A 19,304-nucleotide genomic window follows, 5' to 3' on the forward strand; every position below is an offset into this window, starting at 1 on the left:
AACCAATATAAAATGAATCAATATGAAGATAAAATATATATTATTGTTTCTCATGGCATGGATGACTTCTATGAGTTCAGCCTATGCGCAACAGACCGTGACTGCTTCCGGTCTGGTAATGGATGAAAAGGGTGAGGCCTTAATCGGTGTGTCGGTATCTGTAAAGGAAGTCCCCTCTATGGGTGCTATTACAGATTTGGACGGACGTTTCCGCATGACAGGCATCAAAGCCGGCAACACCTTGCTTATATCCTATATTGGATATGACACGCAGGAAATCAGAATGACCAAGAGCGACGAGCGCATGCGTGTGGTGCTGAAAGAGAGCGCCAACCTGGTGGACGAAGTGGTGATAACGGCATCGGGTAAAGTACAGAAAAAGATTAACGTGACGGGAGCTGTTACGGGTGTGGAAGTTGCCACGCTGAAGACACCCGCCTCGTCTGTAACCAATATGCTGGGTGGACGCGTACCGGGCATCATCTCCGTTACACGTAGTGGAGAGCCGGGTAAGGACTTCTCTGAGTTCTGGGTACGTGGTATCAGTACTTTTGGTGCCGGACAGGGAGCTTTGGTGTTGATTGACGGTATTGAAGGAGATTTGAATACACTCGACCCCGAAGATATTGAGAGTTTCTCTATCTTGAAGGATGCTTCCTCTACGGCTGTGTATGGTGTGCGTGGTGCCAATGGTGTAGTATTGGTAAGTACCAAGAAAGGAAAAGCGGGAAAGTTGAATTTGCAGGTGAAAGCCAATGCCGGTATTTCTTATTCTGCACGTATGCCTGAATTTGTAAATGCGGCAACTTATGCGGCGCTCGCTAATGAAGCTGCCGTGACACGTGGCCGCATTCCTATCTATTCCGATGTGGATGTGGATTTGTTTAGAAATCACATGGATCCTGATTTGCATCCTGATGTGAATTGGCGAGATGTAATTTTGAAAGATTATACCTGGAATCAGCAATATTTTCTGAGTGCATCGGGTGGTGGTGAAGTGGCTCGCTATTACATCAGTGCCGGCTTTACCACGAAAGATGCTATCTTCAAGCAAGATAAAGACGTAAACAGATATAATACAAACGTAAACTATAATAAGTTTAACTTCCGTGCCAATGTGGACGTGAATGTGACACCTACCACTACCCTTTCGTTGAACGAGGAAACAGTGATTGTGAGTCAAAACTATCCGGGATATGGAAACGACACTAAGGCATTGTGGGAAGCACAGTCCAATCTGACTCCGGTTACCGTGCCATTGATGTACACTACGGGAGAGGCTCCGGGTTACGGCAGTGGTAATTCTGAAATCAGTCCGTATGTATTGTTGAACATGACAGGATATCAGAAACTGTATTCTAACAACAATAAAATCACGATGCAGCTCAATCAAGATTTAAAGATGGTTACTCCCGGACTTTCTATTTCGGGTTTGGTCAATATCGACTCTTATAGTGCATTGACGCAAATGCGTCAAAAAATGCCGGCCATCTATTATGCTTATGGCCGCAATCGTGACGGTACACTCAACTTGGAAAAGATGTCTGAATCTAGGGATCCTTCATACGGAAATTACCAAGATTCCAGTCGTAAGTTCTATTGGGAATTCCGACTGAATTACGACCGTGTGTTTAATAAGCTGCACCGTGTAGGTGCTTTGATTAAAGCTGATTGGAGCGATTATGAAGCGTCGAAGTATAATCAATTGTTGACTGCTATTCCTAAGCGTTATAACAGTTACTCAAGCCGTTTCTCTTATTCGTATGATGATACTTATATGGCTGAGCTTAATGTGGGTTACACCGGTTCGGAGGCTTTTGAGAAAGGTAAGAAATTTGGTTGGTTCCCCGCTGTTTCTGTGGGTTGGGCACCTACGCAGTACAAATTCTTTCGCGATAGGGATAATTTTATTAACTATTTCAAAATCAGGGCTTCGTATGGTATCGTAGGTAATGATCGCCTCACTTGGGATGACTCGGTGCGTTTCCCCTATTTGACTTTGATTGGTTATACGGGTTCCGGTATTTGGAATAACGGTTCCGGTTTGACGGAAACACAAGTAGGTTCCAGTAACCTGCGCTGGGAGAAGGCCAAGAAAGCTAATATCGGTATTGATATGCGTTTCCTTCACGAACGTTTTGATATGACAGTCGATTTCTTCCAGGATATACGTTCCGGTATTTATCAGCAACGCCAGAGTGTACCCGAGGAGATGGGACTTGTAACATTGCCTTGGGCCAACGTGGGTGAAATGAAGAGCTGGGGTATGGATGGTACCATCTCGTACACGCAGCCTTTGGGTGACAATAACAAATACCTGATTGTACGTGCCAACTACACGCAGTCTATGAACGAGATTACCAACTATGAGGAAGATCTCAAGAAATATCCTTATCAATCAGCTGTAGGTTATCAAAGCGGTATCAACCGGGGACTAATAGCTTTGGGATTGTTTAAAGATCAGGCAGAAATAGATAACAGCCCCCGTCAGACATTTGGCGATTATTTGCCGGGTGATATCAAGTATAAGGATATCAATGGCGATGGTCTTATCAATTCGGATGATGAGGTGCCCTTGAAGTATTCTTATGTACCTCAGATTCAGTATGGATTTGCTACGGAGTTTAACTGGAAAAATTTCAATGTGAGTGTCCTGTTTGAAGGAGTAAGCCGTGTTACCTATTTCAAGGGAGATAATATGTATCGCCCGTTTGCAAAAAGTGCTGCCGGTAACGTGATTACGGATTTCGCCAACCCGGCTAATCGCTGGATCTCCCGTGAAATATCAGGAAACCCTGCTACTGAGAATCCGAATGCCAAGTATCCTCGTCTTTACTATGGAGGTAGTGCCAACAACGATAGAAATTCTACATTTTGGTTGTCGGATGGCGGTTACTTACGTTTGAAGAATGTACAGGTGTCTTATACGGCTAGGGGTGCATTCCTGAAAAAACTGGGTCTTCAGAAGGCGGTCTTCAGCCTGATTGGTGATAACCTGGCTGTATGGTCTAAGGAAAAAATGTTAGACCCGGCGCAGGCGGGGGACAATGGAAAGGCTTATCCTATCCAACGTGTGTACACTTTGCAATTAAATCTTTCATTCTAATGAAACCTGACAATTATGATAAAATTTGGAAATTATAAAAGAATATTTGGACTTCTTGGCAAAATTGCCATTATAGTCGTTGTGTTTGGTTCGAGTTTCATTTTCGGTTCATGCGAAAAATACTTGGACATTGAGAAATATGTATATGACCAGACCACGCTCGACTCCATATTCCTTTCCCGTTCCCGAACGGAAGAGTATATCAATGGAGCGGCTGCCCTGCTTCCCGATGAATCTAGACTGACCGGAAATGATTGGGGAGAAGTTGCAACTTTACCCAGCGGATTGGGTTCGGATGAGGGTATTGTTCCAAACGTGTGGGCCAGCAATGCGATACTCTATGATGAAGTAACAGAGACGAATTCACGGTATAATCCGTGGCCGGATTGTTATAAAGGAATACGTAAGGCTAACATTATTTTGGAGAATATCTCCAAAAACAAGGAACTAACTGAAATGGAAATGCGTGATTTTATGGGAAGAGCCTATTACCTGCGTGCTTATTTCTATTTCTATATGGTAAGATTATACGGACCGGTGGTGATACTTCCCGACCGTGCTTTCGAAACAGACGAAGATGTGGCTAATGCCTCCTTTGAACGTTCCACGTATGACGAATGTGTGGAAAAGATTTGTGCAGATTTTGAGATGGCGGCCAATTTGTTACCGGGCGATAGAATCGAGACTTTGCAATATGTGCCCACCAAAGGTGCTGCTCTGGCCTTCAAAGCACGTTTGCAACTTTATGCCGCCAGTCCTCTTTTCAACGGAAATACCTATTATGCAGACTGGAAAGATTCACAGGGCAGGAACTTCATTGCCCAAACGGAAGATAAAGCCAAGTGGGGAAAAGCGGCTGCCACGTTCAAGCGGATTATTGATATGAATAAGTATGCCATTCATACGGTAACCAAGTTGGATAATGGAAAAGGTACCGGTACATGGCCTCTTCCTGAAACTGTATCTGATGCCAACTTTCCCGATGGGGCTGGAAATATAGACCCTTATAAGTCGTACAAGACTCTGTTTGATGGTACTTATCAGCCTTATATCGTGAAAGAATATATTTCTTATATACCGAACTCAATGGGAGGTGGGGCAGGATATGGCGATTATCGTATTGTTACGCCCAGCAAAATCTTTGGAAATGCTATGTATAGTGTCACGTTGGATTTGATTGACGAGTATCGTATGGCAGATGGTAGAGCGTTTAGCGAGGCTACTCCTGAAGAAAAGTCCGGGAATGCGGTAGGGCAGGATGCTACATTCTCGGGGGATTACCGTCTTTCCGGTTTGAGAGCTCATCGGGACAATGGTCGTGAACCGCGTTTTTACGCCACTATTGGTTTTAATGGTTGTGTGTGGCCTTGTACTTCCTATCGTGGAGGTGATTCTAGTGTCAAAAATTATGTAACAGACTATTATTCCGGAGGTAGTGCCTCGAATTTGAATGATAATAATCATAGAAACAGAACCGGATATACCAATCGTAAATATGTAAATCAAGATGATTGTATCGTTTGGGAAGGTACGTGCAAAGCCAAAACTTATCCAATGTTCCGTTATGCCGAAGTATTGCTGGGCTATGTAGAGGCTATGAATGAGATGGAAGGCTCATATACGGATGAGGAAGCGCAGGTGACGGTTACCCGTGATGTGGATCAGATGGTAAGCTGCTTCAATCAAATCCGCTACCGTGCCGGCCAGCCGGGCATCACCGCAGCCGATGCTTCCAACCAAGCCAAGATGAGGGACTTGATTAAACACGAAAGACAGATTGAATTTGCTTTTGAAGGTCATCGCTTTTGGGATTTGCGTCGCTGGAAAGATGCTTACGAAGCGTACAACAAACCCATCAGAGGACTGGACGTAAGCGCCACATCGTCACAGCGCGAGCAGTTCTATACGGAAAGAGTATGGAACACGGAAAAGACCATGAAACGAGTCTTCTCTAATAAAATGTACTTGTGGCCTCTCGACAGAAATGTGCTGAGAAAGAATGGTAAATTAGTACAAAATCCAGGATGGTAATCATTGCCCCCTGTTGTCTGGTAATCCCGGGCAACAGGATTGGAAATCTATTTAAAAACTTAGTAACTTAAAATGATATGAGAAAAATAGCATTTTTATCGCTTGGCTTATTGGCTTTCAGTTTGGTGGGCTGCGATAATAAAATACCTATGGAGGAGAATTTGTATCCCGAATCGGTTTATTTGGTAGGTGCCAAAGATAGAATTATGGACAGAAACCTGAATATCGGCTATGCAAAGGACACGGTATATGCCTCTGTGGCTATCAGTGGTTCGCTACCGACGAAGACGGATGTGACTGTCAAGGTGCGGGAATATCCTTCCGGAATTGAAGATTACAATGCAAAAGAGCGTGTGGCCGATGACATTATGTATCGCACGTTAGCCGATGGCATTTATAGTATTCCGCAGGAGGATGTAGTAGTAAAGGCGGGAGAAGTATTTGGTACTTGTCCCATTTACATAGATCCCTCTACCTTGCATATTGACTCGCTCTATATGCTTGCGTTTAAATTGGAAGAGACTTCTCATTTTGAACTGGCCAAGGAGGATACGGTGTTGCTCATTCGTTTGAATCTGATGAATGATTATTCCGGCCTCTACTATATGGACGGTACCATCGCTTTGCAAAATGCTCCCGATGATGCTGTTGTCTACAAGTCGCCTCGTACCCTGCAAGCGGTAGTTGATGGTAATACGGTGCGTATGTATCATCAAAAGAACGAATGGACGAAAGGTTCCACGGACTACCGGCCGGACTATTGTTTTAACATCACCGTGAATTCCGACAATTCTTTGAATTTGACGTCTTGGGATAAGTTTGAACTTATTGACGGTGGTGGCCAGTATTATCCCGATATGGAAGTATATGATTTGTGGTACACATTTAGGGATAAAGAGGATGGTTTGCTGAAAGAAACGAAAGGATTTGTTTATAAAGAACGCAAGAATGATGATGAAGTGCGTAAGATAAACGACTGGATGGAAGAACACAGAAAATAGGATAATTAAGAGAATATATTTAAGGTAAAATCAGATTGCATTTTTTATTACCATTAGTTTAAGAAGGTGGTGCTTCGTGAGAAGCGCCATTTTCTGTACGTAAAATCTTTCTTTTATCTGATTATATCGTTTAATTTTGATGTTTGTTGAAGTCGTTTTTTCGGAGATTTTATTGTTTAATTTTAAAATTAATTATCATGAAACATTTATTTTATTTCGTGTGCTTGATGCTGTTGTGGGCAGGGTGTAGTGGAGAAGATGATCCACAAAGTGATTTATTTGTAACGACAAGAATGGGAGTGAATGATGTTCATTTAACATTATCTGACCATACTATGTATATCTCTTGGAATAAACCATTTGGTGATGGTATGGGGATTTCTGTAGAAGTATATGATCAGTCTTCTGCCCTTTCCAGTAGTTGTTTAGGTAGTTTCTTTAGTAAAAATGATTGTGGGCAGAGTTCTTTCAGCATGAGCAGTGCTTATTATACTTATCCGAGTACACTTCCTTTGATTGCAAAAGTTACTTTGGTGCCTTCTTCTGGATCTTCCAGTATGGTAATGAATGTTCCAATTAATAATACAAATCCTGAATATACTCCAATTGCTTTATGTAACCATTCGTATACTCCTCAAAATCCTAATTTACGTATAGAACTGAATGAGAATCTGAGTACTTTGGATTTTTATACTAATCTGAGTACCCTTGGGAATTTAGTGTATAAACTTCAGATTCAAGGTTATTATCGTGATAGTGATGGTATTCTTAGATATGGTAACGAAGAATCAATGTCAAGTACTTCTCTATATTCTTTAGAAGAGAATAGGGAATTTCAAGCTAGATTTCATCTGCAAAATATGGAAAAATTTGCAAATAGTTCTGATGCATATGTCAATTTGGAAGTTCGTATTCATGATAAATCATGTAGGAATGCATATTATCCTGTTAATAACGGTATGTTTCCTAAATGTACAAATTATTGCAAATATGAGTTTGCGGCAGTACCTTTAAGTATGGTTAATAGAGTTGTATCGATGAATATAGTGAGGGATACAAATCCTGATTGGCATTGATTTAAAAAAATTAATATTCTATTAAAATAGTAATATTTGGAAAATCCTCTATGAATTCTGTTTATTTAATGAGTGGATATTTCATTGAGGATTTATCTATGTAATCTACAGAGGTATCTTTCTTTTATCTGTGAATTCTATGTAATTTATACATATATTTTATTTAATAATGATACCTCCTATTTATAATAATATAGGGCTGACTAAAAAGGTCGGAAAGTTGACTTTTACCCCCTTTACATATGGCTGTAGAAGGATTTTTGTTGGAAAGTCCTTTCCTTTTAGTCAACCCTAAATTATAATACATTTACAACAAACAATTTAAATAAAGATCATGAAGAACATTACAAACGGCTTTGGCAAATTTATTCTTGCGTTGTGCTTTCTAACGGTATCTTTAGACCTTTGGGCAGCTCCGTATGATAATAGCAATTGCCCTCAACAGATAACACCGGATACCATTGAAAACCTGTTCAGAGAAGAGTTGTCACATTTCCCCCAGGAAAAGATTTATCTTCAGACAGACCGTGGCATCTACATGTCCGGTGAAACCCTTTGGTTCAGGGCGCACTTAGTAGATGCCCTTATGCTAAAGCAAGCTAATGCCAGCCGATATGTATATGTAGAGTTGGTGAATCCGTTGGGCAACCTGGTGGAGAGAGTGAAAATAAGACCGGACTCTTTGGGGTGTTTTTACGGACATATTCCATTGGGTGAAGACCTGCCGGAAGGCAACTATTCTCTCAGGGCCTATACTTGGTTCATGCAGAATATAGGTGAAGAGTACTTTCCCCATAAATTGATTTATATATCCGATCCCGTATCCGAAGCGATATCTCCGGAAATCAGTTATTCTGCTGAAAACAACGACATTCATGCGGAAATACATTTTTTTACTAAACCGGACAACCGATCCGTCACTCCCACACAAGCTATTCTATTTCCTGATGGAGACAGGGACAAACAAGGAAAAGTCTTATCATTGGAAGGAGAAAATATCCATTACACTTTCAAAAAGAAAGAAATTCCCGCTTCGCGTACATTTTTGTTGCAAACAGTGTATGACGGAAAAATATCCAACCGCTATTTCAGAATCCCCGAATTGAGTAAAAACTTTGATGTAGCTTTTTTTCCCGAAGGAGGTCATGCAGCTCAGTCCACCACAATCAAAATGGCATTTAAGGCTATTGATGCAGATGGTTTGTCTACAGAGATAGAAGGTCAGGTACTTGACGAAGAAGGTCAGGTATGTGCCGATTTCAAGAGCCAGCATTTGGGTATGGGGAGTTTCCGGATGTATTATGTTCCCGGAAAAAAGTATCATGCCGTTTGTAGTGACGGAACAGGTGTTTCCAGGCGTTTTGATTTGCCTGAGCCTTCTCCGGATGCTATCTCCCTGAATACACTTTGGTCTAAAGATTATTTGCGGGTAAGTCTTTCCAAATCACCTGATACCCCATTGGGGACTTCGCTGACGCTGGTGGCACATTTGCGTGGCATCGTTCTGTATGCACAGCCTTGGGATAACAAACAAAGTTATGTTGACTTCGAAAAAAACTTCTTCCCGGCAGGTATCGTTCATTTTCTGCTGGTTGATGAAGGGAGAAATATTCTGAGCGAACGTTTAGTGTTTTCTCTGCAAAAAAGCGCGCTGGTGCAGACTGAAGTCCGGCTTGACCGCGAAAATTACTTGGCAAGAGAGAAGGTAGATATGGATATACAGATTAAAGATATAAACGGAAACCCCATGTCAGGCAACTTCGCACTTGCAGTTGTTGACAGAACAGACGTGAAGCCGGATACCGTTTCCAACATTGTTTCCACTTTATTGCTCACTTCCGATCTTAAAGGACACATTGAGTCACCGTTGAGTTATCTGCAAGACAACCGCAGTTCTTCCTATGCTCTGGATTTGCTGATGATGACACAAGGCTGGCGGAAATACAACATTCCGGAGGTATTGAAGGGCAACGTAACTGGCACATTACCCTACAATTTGGAATTGGGCGACGAAGTTTCCGGTAAAGTAGAAGGCTTGTTTTCTGCATTGAAAGAGGGAAATATCTCTTTGCTCGCCCTTAAAGATTCGCTCATCGGGACAGAACTGGCGAAGCCTGACCGGAATGGGCGGTTTGTATTCGACAGGCTGGAATATCCCAGCGGTACTCAGTATATAGTTCAGGCTCTTAGCAAGAAAGGTTCTTCAAAAGTCTTTATAGAACTGGACCCCTATAAATCATTTCCTGCCCCTAAAATCGGATTTATTCCCCGCATTGAAAAACCACATATAGAAGAAAACTATATGGCAAAGATGGACCAAAAATATACTATAGAAAATGGAATGAGAGTCTATAATCTGGCGGAAGTGATAGTGACAGCCAGAAGAGAGAGAGCTGTAAAAACGGAATCTCCCTTTTATTCGGTAGGAACTTCGAAGGTGCTTACAGAAGAGGATGTAAAAAAAGGACATTTTATTTCTACATACGACCTTTTGCGACGTTTACCGGGCATCACTGTCACAAATAATGAGGTGCGTTATCGATTTGCTCCGGTCATGGTGTTACTGGACAATGTTCCCGAAGAAAATTTTGATTTTGACCTGTTGGACGTGGATGATATCAAAGATGTTTTTTACTCTCCTGCCACTTCTGTCGGTCCTCTTTATGGGTCGGCTGCGGGAAATGGTGCCATAGTAGTCACTACGAAGAATGGGTTTGTGCAGAAAAATAAGATGAACAGCAACATACAGACTATTACGGGTATCGGCTACCAGCAGACTGTAGAGTTTTACTCACCGGCGTATGACACCAAAGCGAAGAAAGAATCCATCACTCCTGACTTGCGTTCAACGATATACTGGAATCCGAGCGTTCAGGTTGATGAATCGGGAACTGCTCACGTCAGTTTCTATACGGCTGATTCTGCTGCCGATTATGGGATAGTGATAGAAGGTGTCTGCGCTTCAGGCAATCTCATTTATTCAGGTGAGAAAATTGTATCGCGGCATAATGCTTCTTATTAATTTTCTCAGAATTATTTAAAATATTGCTTATGAAAAACATTACAAACGTATTTTACGAATTTCTTATAGCTTTATGCTGTTTGATGTTTTCCTCCACGCTTTGGGCATGGGAAGATATGCCAATGCCCAGATTGCATGTCGAAGGCCGTTATTTGGTAGACCCGCATGGGAATAAGGTTAATTTACATGGGTTTGCACAAACCTATAGTCCGTGGTTCAATGAGATGGGACAGAAGTGGGACAATTATGACGTGGCAAAATGCTTGAAATACAATCAAGGACTGATTGACGACATTATAGATGCCGGTTGGAAAATGAATTTTCTTCGATTACACATGGACCCGTATTGGTCGAACTCTCCGGGAATTCATGTAGAAGGAGAGAATGATATTTCAGCATTCGATTTCAACCGGTTCAAAACCTATCTTGATAGGGTTTTTATTCCGATGGCGGAATATGCCGTCTCAAAAGGACTTTATGTGGTGATGCGTCCTCCCGGAGTCTGTCCGGAAAAGATAGCTGTAGGAGATGAGTATAATCAGTATCTCATTAAAGTATGGACACATGTAGCCCAGCATCCGAAATTAAAGAATCATCCCAATATTATGTTTGAACTGGCCAACGAGCCGATTAATATACTTGGTCCTGATGGTACTTATGGAGCCGGTTCGCAGGGACACTTCGATAAACTGAAAGAGTATTTCCAGTCGGTGGTAGATGGGATGCGTGCACAGGGCTGTGATAATATTCTCTGGATACCCGGTTTGGGTTATCAGGGGTTGTATAAAGGATTTGCTGTTAATCCGATTGAGGGAGAAAATATTGGCTATGCTGTTCACCTTTACCCGGGCTGGATGGGAAGTGACGGGGAAAATGGAGATGGTGGTTCCAGTACAGGAGGATATGAACCTTTCCAGCAGGGATGGGATGATTCTGTAGCTCCGGTAGCGACATTCGCACCTATCATGATAACAGAAATGGATTGGGCGCCGTCAAAATATAATGCTTCATGGGGGAAAGCCCATACCGGTACATTTGGCGGTCCGGGTTTTGGAGCGAATATGAAACATATTGTAGATAATTCGAGCAATGTGAGCTGGCTTATTTTTACGGGTGCCGATTTGCTGGCAAAGTTTAAAAATACTCCACCTGCCGAAGGAGAGGCATACACTTTCCTGACTGATCCGGAAGCTTGTCCGTGGCCTACCTATCACTGGTATCAGGAATATGCAAAGGAGAATTATCCGCGTCCCGATTTCACTTATCAGTCTCATAGTGATAATGGGGATGGAACATATACCAATCCCGTTATCTTCGGTGATTTCCCTGATCCTGATGTAATCCGTGTAGGTGATGTGTACTACATGGTATCCACTACTATGTACATTTTTCCCGGAGCTACCATTCTGAAATCTTATGATTTGGTGAACTGGGAGTATTGCTGTAATCCGTTGGAGCGGATAGAGGCATCCGATGGTTATAATCTTGAAAATGGTCAGAATCGTTACAGTCGCGGACAGTGGGCAACAGCGCTTCAATATCATGACGGCAAGTTCTATCTCCTGTTTACTACACTGGATGAAGGTGGATACCTATTGACCACTACTGATATTGAAGGTGAATGGGAAAAGAAGAAGTTGAATGACGGTTTTTATGATTGCGGATTGCTTTTTGATAATGATAAAATATACGTAGTTTACGGTATCAATCAGCTTCGCATAGCCGAATTGGATGCAGATTTCAATAAAATTCCCGGTAACGATAAGGATGTGGTTAAATGGTCTTTCCGCGAAGGGCTCGAAGGGAGCCGTTTGTATAAGATAGGTGAATATTATTACATCTACTCTACGTATGGAGGATGGCCTGCTTTCCAAACTGTTTTCCGTTCCAAAGACATCTACGGACCTTATGAGGAGAAGAAGCTGATAGACGATGACAACATTCATCAGGGAGCTTTGATAGAAACGCAGACTGGAGAGTGGTGGACTATGCTTTTCTACGATAAAGGTGCTTATGGACGGTTTCCTAACCTGCAACCCGTAAAATGGGTGGATGGTTGGCCTGAAATCGGTGAGAATGGAAAAGGAGTCACTACCTATCGTAAGCCCGATGTTGGTAAGGAATACCCCATAAAGTCATTGCCTACAAATGATAATTTCAGGCATTATAAATTAGGGCTGCAATGGGGATGGAATCATAATGCAGACAGATCAAAATGGTCGTTGACTGAACATGCCGGCTATTTGCGATTGTATACGGCAAATGTTACTGGCAGCCTGCATAAAGCCAAGAATACATTGACCCAAAGAATTCTGGGATATCCACAGGATTTGGAGCATTCCTATGGTACGGTCAGAATGGAGATAGGAAAAATGCAAGAAGGCGATGTGGCAGGATTGGCAGTATTTCAGGACCCTTATGCTTTTATTGGTATTAAAGTCATAGATGGACAGAAGCGGTTGGTTTATACCACTGCCCCTGTAGTTTCGTCGGCTGCAAAGTCGGAACAGATAGGAGAGGTAGTCACTGAACCGGTAATCTATCTGCGAGCTATTGCCAATTACAGCACGAGTAAGGCAGGTTTCTACTACAGCCTGGACAACAAGACCTATACAAAATTAGGAGATGACCTGAACATGAAGTATGATCTGACGGTATTCACAGGCAATAAGTTCGCTATCTTTAATTATGCAACTGTCCAGACAGGTGGCTATGTAGATGTAGACTGGTTCTCTACCGAACCGGAGTTTGATGAAGAGTTCTATTTTGACGATTCTTTTGAGGGTTATAGTGAAGAATCACTAACCTTAACCGAATTGACCATCGATGGAGATGAAGAGCTAACTTTGCTTACCGGAAGTTCTTCTACAATTACAGTGAAAGGAATATATGCCGATGGCCATACGGAAGATATCACTATGGCGGTCGATTATGAAAATCAGAATCCGGATGTCATACGTGTAACTAATGGACGTATAATGGCCTTGCAAGATGGAGAGAGTGATATAATTATCAGTTATAAAGGCCCTTTGGGTGATCGTCAGTCTTTAAAGATTCATGTAACTTCTTCTACTTTTCCGCTAACTGCAGAACTGTTTAATCCCAATATTTGGGAGACCGGTTCTTTTGATGAGAATACACATACATTGGTGACCGGACAGTATGGTTTCGGTGGCTGGTGGTACGATAACGGCATTGATTTGTCGGAATACAAATACGTTGTGGCAAAAATGGGCAATGATAACTCAAACAACGGTGCTTCATTTCGTTTATTTGATGAGAATAGCTATTGGTCGGGAGCTGCTGAGTATGAAGTTAAGAACAGTAAGCAAGTGGTTGTTGATTTGAATAATATGTATAAGAGTAATTCTAAAGTGAAACTTGATCCGAGCCACATTTATGGTGTAGGTTTCTGGTCGTTCGGCGGCAGCCCTATTATTATCGATAAAGTCTATCTGACTAATTCCGATGATTACGAAGATCCTACGGGCATCGAGGATGTGACCGTGGATAAAGATCCTCTGGTAGATGTCTATACCATTACGGGAATCAAGCTTCGCACTCAGGTGCGCAGAAGTGAGGTGATCCGGGAACTGCCTGCAGGAATTTATATTGTAGGCAGAGAGAAGATCGCCATATTGGAGTAATATGATGATAGAATCTGATTAGTTTACATGAACAAACAATCGGCTTTTTAAAAAACATATTTATAAGGATGATATAATCCGGCCTACAGGTGTTTGTAGCCGTGTGTTGAAAGGGCTACACCTTTTTGTCCGGATGGCTACACCCTTTTACTCTCATGGCTACACCTTTCTATATAAAGGGTGTAGCTATTCCAAAAGGATACTTTACTTTTAAATATCAGTTATTGAAAAATATTTATTTAAAATAAAAAGTCTTTCCTTTTTATTGCTTATATTTGTCAGAGTGAGCAACCTTTAAATTTTAGTAGAAATTAATCATATACAACTATACCATGAGAAAACTTATTTTCCTTTTCCTGCTTTGCATCACTTGTATGCTTCAGGCACAAAATGTAATTGATAATCCTAAGTTTAAATTCCGTTCGGGCAGCATCTATAATATTACCCGCATTGAACGTACTCCGGATGCAACGAGGTTGCATATCCATGTTATTTTCCGTCCGCATTGGTGGGTGATGCTGGGTAAGAGTACTTATTTGGAGGATGCGGATACCGGTAAGAAATATTATCTTACGGAAAGCGAAGGTTTTGAACTGGATAAAGAAGTATATACGCCGGATTCGGGAACTTTGGATTTTGTGCTTCTTTTTCCACCGCTTCCTGAAACAACAAAAGAGATTCATTTTCTTGATGACGATGAAGGTGATGAGTCGCATACATTCTATATATCTTTGGAGAAAAAAGATGCCAAAGCCTCACTCTTCGATGAAGTCTCCGGCAACTGGATGGGAATGGATGACTATTATGAATGGGCTTTTGGCATATACGATTCTCTTGCTGTCATGGACAATCGTTTCTATCAGTACGAAACGATCCGTCAGAAAGGCAAAAGTATGCTGTTGACTTTGAAAGATGACCGGGGCGATAAAGTGGAATTGGAACTGACTCCGCAAAAGAATGATTTGTGCCGGATAGGGAAAGATAAAGAACCTGCCCGACTTTATTCGCGGGATACGGGAAATATGAAGGCGATGCAGGTTGAAGAGAATGAGAGTCCGGTATTTCGTCGTGATAGTGTTTGCCTGCAAGGATATATTGCCGGCTATGATCAGAAATTGGGCTTTACCAATGGTCTGATTTATGTTTCTAATGATTTGACAAGAGAAGATTATCCGATGGTGGTAACTCTGCAGCCTAATGGAAGGTTTGAATGTAAATTTGAGATCAACTATCCTATAGTGAGTTCGGTTGTGTTCAATAATGATTGGATACCCTTTTATATAGAGCCGGGACAGACCGTAACCATGTATGTGGATTGGGAAGCGATAATGGCCCGTAGTCGTGCCCGTGATCATTATTATCCTCTTCATAATGTCCATTACATGGGATCTACCGCATATATAGGAAAGGCATTGAAATATGTGGATGATTTATTCGTATTTCGTTATGAAGATTTCTCGAAAATGCAGAAAGAACTGACTCCTGCGCAATTTGCCGAACGTTGCGAACCCATGTTTCGTCGTTGGTCAGAGCAGGCTGATTCTCTTATAGCTGCCAATCGGTATGTGGGAAAAGCGGCACGTCTGGTGAGAAATACGGCAAAGATTTCCCAAGGCTATAAGATGTTGGACTTTGTAATGGATAGGAATTATCTGGCGCGAGAGAATAAGGATAACGAGGTTCTGAAGGTTAAGGAAGATTCAACTTATTACCACTTCTTACGTCAGATGCCGCTTAACGATAGTCTTATCGTAGCGGACAGGCATTTCAGCACGTTTATCAATCGTCTTGAGTATATGGATTTTGCAAGAGCCATGGGTGACACCGCTGTTACGAAAATGGATGTGGTGACATACACATATCCTGAAAAATCTATTCTTACCTATCTGAAAAAGCATGGCGCCGAGTTTACTCCCGAACAGGAAGAGCTACGGAAACAACATGAAGAAAAGGCGGGAACAACATTGGAAAGGCCCGTTGAAGAGCTGATTGCTGAAACAAAAATCTGGAAAGAGCTTATGGAAAAGTATAAGGATTTATTTGAAGCATACAAAGCGGAACATGAAGTAGCGAATGATACTGAAACAGAAGATAAAAAGCCTGATAATGAATTGGATGCTGACAGTTCCTTTAAATATCAAAGAGTGAAAGTCGGGCAATTGGATACAATAGTGGGATATAGGCCGTTTGTTTCTCAAGTGATTCCTTTGCGTAGCCTGCCTTATGATTTAAAATCTCTCGATGAAAAGTATGCCCGCTATCTGCTGGATAAAGAAAAGGAGCTTATCATTCATCCATTTTTATTTGCCGAGGCGGAACGTTTGTATGCCAAGGTGTTTCCGCAACAAAATGATAGTACTTACACGTTGCCTGAAGGGCCCGCTACGGATGTCTTCCGTAATATCATTAAAGCCCATGCGGGTAAAGCTTTATTTGTAGATTTTTGGGCAACGTTCTGTGGACCCTGTCGTGGAGGCATTGAACATACCGCCGGTTTGCGCCAACAGTATAAAGATCATCCGGATTTTCAGTTTATATACATAACCAGTGATCGTGAAAGTCCCGAAAAGACTTATAATGAATATGTAGAGAAGAATCTGAAGGGTGAGGCTTGCTATCGTATCCCCCAGGCAGATTACAACTATCTCCGCCAGTTATTTCACTTTAATGGTATTCCTCATTATGAATGGATAGAAAAAGATGGTACCGTATTGCGAAATTCTCCGGGAACTTATAATCTGGAGGAATTTTTGAAGAAGCGTTTCGGGAATAAAGATTGATATTTTCCATTATTAAGTATTATTTTAACTCTTGTTTATTGACCGGAAGTTTTTTCTTACGTATCATATAATAAACGAAGATATTATTATGATGGACCAGAAAAAAATACAAGAGCTTATAAGTAGGAGCCAGCAGGAGGATGCAGTAGCATTCTCTCTGCTGGTTTCTACGTTTCAGCCACTTGTATTCCGGCTTGCTTTCCGATTGCTGTGCGACGAAGATGAAGCTAAAGATATGGTACAGGAAACCTTTGTAAAGGTGTGGCTGGCACTGGGTAAATATAATGGTGAGTGCCGTTTCTCTACCTGGCTTTATAAAATCACTTGCAATACCTGTTATGACCGTCTGCGTTCCCTGCACCATTCACCACTCGATAATGAAGCAGATTATTCCGTTTCCGCAAATATCTTGTCAGATGATAATGTAGAATTGGCAGTGGTGAACAAGCAACTGCGTGAACTAATCCTGAGATATACCAATGAACTGTCTCCCCGGCAAAGGTTGATTTTTACATTACGGGATATTGAGGAACTGGATGTGCCGGAGGTGCAGACTATCACCGGACTTTCTGCCGGAATCATTAAAACCACCCTTTACCTAGCTCGGAAGAATATACGAAACAAAATGAATCAAATAGATGCTGGCTTATGAAACAAGATGATAAACTTTACAATGAATGGCTTGATGAGGTGAGGAATGTACAGCCTATATTGAGCAATCCGGATGAACTGACTACCGCCATTTTGCAGCAAGTGAGCAGGATAGTTCCCCGAAAGAAGAAAAGGAAAAGCCTGCTGATTGGCAGTTGGGTATCCGGGATAGCCGCAGGACTTTTGTTGTGCTTGTTGGTGAGTGAGACTCTTCTTAGTCCGGTTCCCGATGGTGTCAGAGTAGAAGAGGAGTATCGTTTCCAAGAAAACAGTGCTTATTCCCTACCGGAAGGCTGGGAGATGATGAGGCTTTCTGAAAAGAGCGATTACCTGTCCGGACAGTATGTGCAGTATAAGAAGCTCAGACAAAAGAGAGTAATGGAACTTACAAAGAAAACTTATTAAATTAAATCATTATGAGAACGTATAAATGGATGGCAGCCATTGTTTTGCTGCTCGGTATGACTTCTTGCGGTACCTATTACCGGATGGTTTCTCAGGTAAATAGTGATGGTAGCATGCACAGAGAGGTATATGCTTATGGCGACTCTGCTTTCCTTGCAGGAGACAGGACTCATAATCCGTTTTTATTCCGAATAGATTCGGGGTGGGAAGTGAGCAATTTGGATTCTGTTGTTAAATTCAACTGCTGGGGAGATGAAGACAAACTGAATGTGAAAGTTTACCGGACTTATCCAATGGTAGGTTCCGAGAGCTTCAGTACTTTGGATGGAAAGGAATACAGTCTTCCTCTGGTAGTCCCGGTTGAAAAACTCCGGAAAAGCTTCCGCTGGTTCTATACATATTATCAGTATACGGCTGCCTACGGTGAATTATCCGATAAAGGTCCGGTGCCTCTTGAGAATTATATGAATAAAGAGGAGCAGCGGATATGGTTCCGGGGAGATCAGGAGGCTTTGATCGGATTAAATGGCATTGAACAGAATAATAGGTTGGATGACATTGAAGCCAAATTCTGGAAATGGTATAACCGTAGTCAGTATGAATTGAGTTGTGAAGTAATTCTTCATTTCATTACGATAAAAGGAGATACGGCCTTTGTACATCAGTTGGCAGATCTGAAGGAACCGGTTTATGGGAAGTACTTTTCTGGAAAAGATACCGGTGATGACGGTTCGCCCGAAGAGGTATGCAATTATCTGAATGAATTGAGTCAAACGAAATATTTCTCAAGTTTATATGCGGACAATAAAAAGCCAATGGATGATCTGTTTGAGGAAAAAGGGCGGATTGCAGAATTGTTTGGTTATGCTGTGCAGTTTGAGTTATCCATGCCGGGTAGGGTGGTTTCTACCAATGCAGCCATGCAAAAAAATGAGTCACTCATTTGGAAAGTAGATGCTTTTCGTCTTTTGGACAGTGATTATATGCTTGTTGCCGAATCCCGTGTAGTTAATTATTGGGCTTTTGGTATTACATTATTACCAATATTGCTTATTGGTGGATACTGTTGGCGACTGTATAGAAAACTTTCATAACTCTGTAGAATTCATATATATCATATTAATGCTGGGAGTGCTACTCATCACTTGATAGTAGCATTTCCCGTTCTTTCTTTGTCAGGCTTTTGACAACAATGTCATAAGACTTGCTTACGAGTTCTTTAATTTTCTCGTTAGGTACATCCTGATTAAAGTAAACACTGATCCAGTATTTTTTATTCATGTGCCATCCGGGCTTTATTCCTATATATGTGGTTTGTAATTCTCCTGATTCTTCTGGATTGCATTTGATACAGCAAAAGTCAAAGATTTCGATATTTACAAAGCAGAACCATTTATCCGCTACATAAAAGCATAGAACATCACGACTGTATTTATCGGGGACATTGGGAAACGGCATTTTCTCACGAACACCTTTTAATGACAGGCAATATTCTCTAAATTCTTCGATATTCATTTTGATGGTTTTTAAAACGTATACAGAGGCAAATATAGCACTTTTAAAGCGAATTCTGGCTGAATACTTA

The 19,304-nt window shown here is 41.6% G+C and carries 11 protein-coding genes; 10 read left to right on the forward strand and 1 reads right to left on the reverse strand.

Annotated features, from left to right (window positions below):
• The first annotated feature begins 22 nt into the window (after positions 1 to 22).
• The 10 genes from BWI44_RS09195 (at position 23) to BWI44_RS09240 (ending at position 18,813) form a co-directional block, all read left to right on the forward strand.
• On the forward strand, positions 23 to 3,106 hold the full coding sequence (locus BWI44_RS09195; protein WP_195208624.1) for a SusC/RagA family TonB-linked outer membrane protein: 3,084 nt from the start codon (positions 23 to 25) through the stop codon (positions 3,104 to 3,106).
• 15 nt (positions 3,107 to 3,121) lie between these two features.
• Positions 3,122 to 5,137 (forward strand): RagB/SusD family nutrient uptake outer membrane protein, encoded by a 2,016-nt coding sequence (locus tag BWI44_RS09200; protein WP_195208625.1) that lies wholly within the window; start codon positions 3,122 to 3,124, stop codon positions 5,135 to 5,137.
• A gap of 77 nt (positions 5,138 to 5,214) precedes the next feature.
• Complete coding sequence (locus tag BWI44_RS09205; protein WP_195208626.1) at positions 5,215 to 6,138, forward strand: BT_3044 domain-containing protein; 924 nt, start codon at positions 5,215 to 5,217, stop codon at positions 6,136 to 6,138.
• A 197-nt stretch (positions 6,139 to 6,335) separates the two neighbouring features.
• The gene (locus BWI44_RS09210; RefSeq protein WP_138291415.1) at positions 6,336 to 7,214 is read left to right on the forward strand and encodes a hypothetical protein; all 879 of its coding nucleotides are present in this window, start codon (positions 6,336 to 6,338) and stop codon (positions 7,212 to 7,214) included.
• Positions 7,215 to 7,548: 334 nt separating this feature from the next.
• Complete coding sequence (locus BWI44_RS09215; protein WP_195208627.1) at positions 7,549 to 10,236, forward strand: MG2 domain-containing protein; 2,688 nt, start codon at positions 7,549 to 7,551, stop codon at positions 10,234 to 10,236.
• A gap of 29 nt (positions 10,237 to 10,265) precedes the next feature.
• Positions 10,266 to 13,883, forward strand: a complete 3,618-nt coding sequence (locus BWI44_RS09220; RefSeq protein WP_195208628.1) for a family 43 glycosylhydrolase — start codon at positions 10,266 to 10,268, stop codon at positions 13,881 to 13,883.
• A 332-nt stretch (positions 13,884 to 14,215) separates the two neighbouring features.
• Positions 14,216 to 16,663 (forward strand): TlpA family protein disulfide reductase, encoded by a 2,448-nt coding sequence (locus BWI44_RS09225; RefSeq protein WP_286813028.1) that lies wholly within the window; start codon positions 14,216 to 14,218, stop codon positions 16,661 to 16,663.
• Between the two features lie 88 nt (positions 16,664 to 16,751).
• The gene (locus BWI44_RS09230; protein ID WP_171032091.1) at positions 16,752 to 17,315 is read left to right on the forward strand and encodes an RNA polymerase sigma factor; all 564 of its coding nucleotides are present in this window, start codon (positions 16,752 to 16,754) and stop codon (positions 17,313 to 17,315) included.
• Complete coding sequence (locus BWI44_RS09235) at positions 17,312 to 17,719, forward strand: hypothetical protein (protein ID WP_138291412.1); 408 nt, start codon at positions 17,312 to 17,314, stop codon at positions 17,717 to 17,719. The genes BWI44_RS09230 and BWI44_RS09235 overlap by 4 nt, the downstream gene beginning before the upstream one ends.
• 11 nt (positions 17,720 to 17,730) lie before the next feature.
• A complete protein-coding gene (locus tag BWI44_RS09240; RefSeq protein ID WP_195208629.1) occupies positions 17,731 to 18,813 on the forward strand; it encodes a hypothetical protein in 1,083 nt (360 codons plus the stop codon).
• A gap of 40 nt (positions 18,814 to 18,853) precedes the next feature.
• Here BWI44_RS09240 and BWI44_RS09245 read toward each other — a convergent pair whose 3' ends face one another.
• Complete coding sequence (locus tag BWI44_RS09245) at positions 18,854 to 19,234, reverse strand: MmcQ/YjbR family DNA-binding protein (RefSeq protein WP_195208630.1); 381 nt, start codon at positions 19,232 to 19,234, stop codon at positions 18,854 to 18,856.
• Between the last annotated feature and the right edge of the window lie 70 nt (positions 19,235 to 19,304).

This window comes from Bacteroides sp. Phil13 (assembly GCF_001940965.1).
Taxonomy (GTDB): domain Bacteria; phylum Bacteroidota; class Bacteroidia; order Bacteroidales; family Bacteroidaceae; genus Bacteroides; species Bacteroides intestinalis.

Coding starts and splice junctions, on each gene's coding strand:
- BWI44_RS09230 (WP_171032091.1), top strand. CDS start 16,752: ATGATGGACCAGAAAAAAATACAAGAGCTTATAAGTAGGAGCCAGCAG.
- BWI44_RS09220 (WP_195208628.1), top strand. CDS start 10,266: ATGAAAAACATTACAAACGTATTTTACGAATTTCTTATAGCTTTATGC.
- BWI44_RS09235 (WP_138291412.1), top strand. CDS start 17,312: ATGAAACAAGATGATAAACTTTACAATGAATGGCTTGATGAGGTGAGG.
- BWI44_RS09240 (WP_195208629.1), top strand. CDS start 17,731: ATGAGAACGTATAAATGGATGGCAGCCATTGTTTTGCTGCTCGGTATG.
- BWI44_RS09225 (WP_286813028.1), top strand. CDS start 14,216: ATGAGAAAACTTATTTTCCTTTTCCTGCTTTGCATCACTTGTATGCTT.
- BWI44_RS09210 (WP_138291415.1), top strand. CDS start 6,336: ATGAAACATTTATTTTATTTCGTGTGCTTGATGCTGTTGTGGGCAGGG.
- BWI44_RS09215 (WP_195208627.1), top strand. CDS start 7,549: ATGAAGAACATTACAAACGGCTTTGGCAAATTTATTCTTGCGTTGTGC.
- BWI44_RS09245 (WP_195208630.1), bottom strand. CDS start 19,234: ATGAATATCGAAGAATTTAGAGAATATTGCCTGTCATTAAAAGGTGTT.
- BWI44_RS09195 (WP_195208624.1), top strand. CDS start 23: ATGAAGATAAAATATATATTATTGTTTCTCATGGCATGGATGACTTCT.
- BWI44_RS09205 (WP_195208626.1), top strand. CDS start 5,215: ATGAGAAAAATAGCATTTTTATCGCTTGGCTTATTGGCTTTCAGTTTG.
- BWI44_RS09200 (WP_195208625.1), top strand. CDS start 3,122: ATGATAAAATTTGGAAATTATAAAAGAATATTTGGACTTCTTGGCAAA.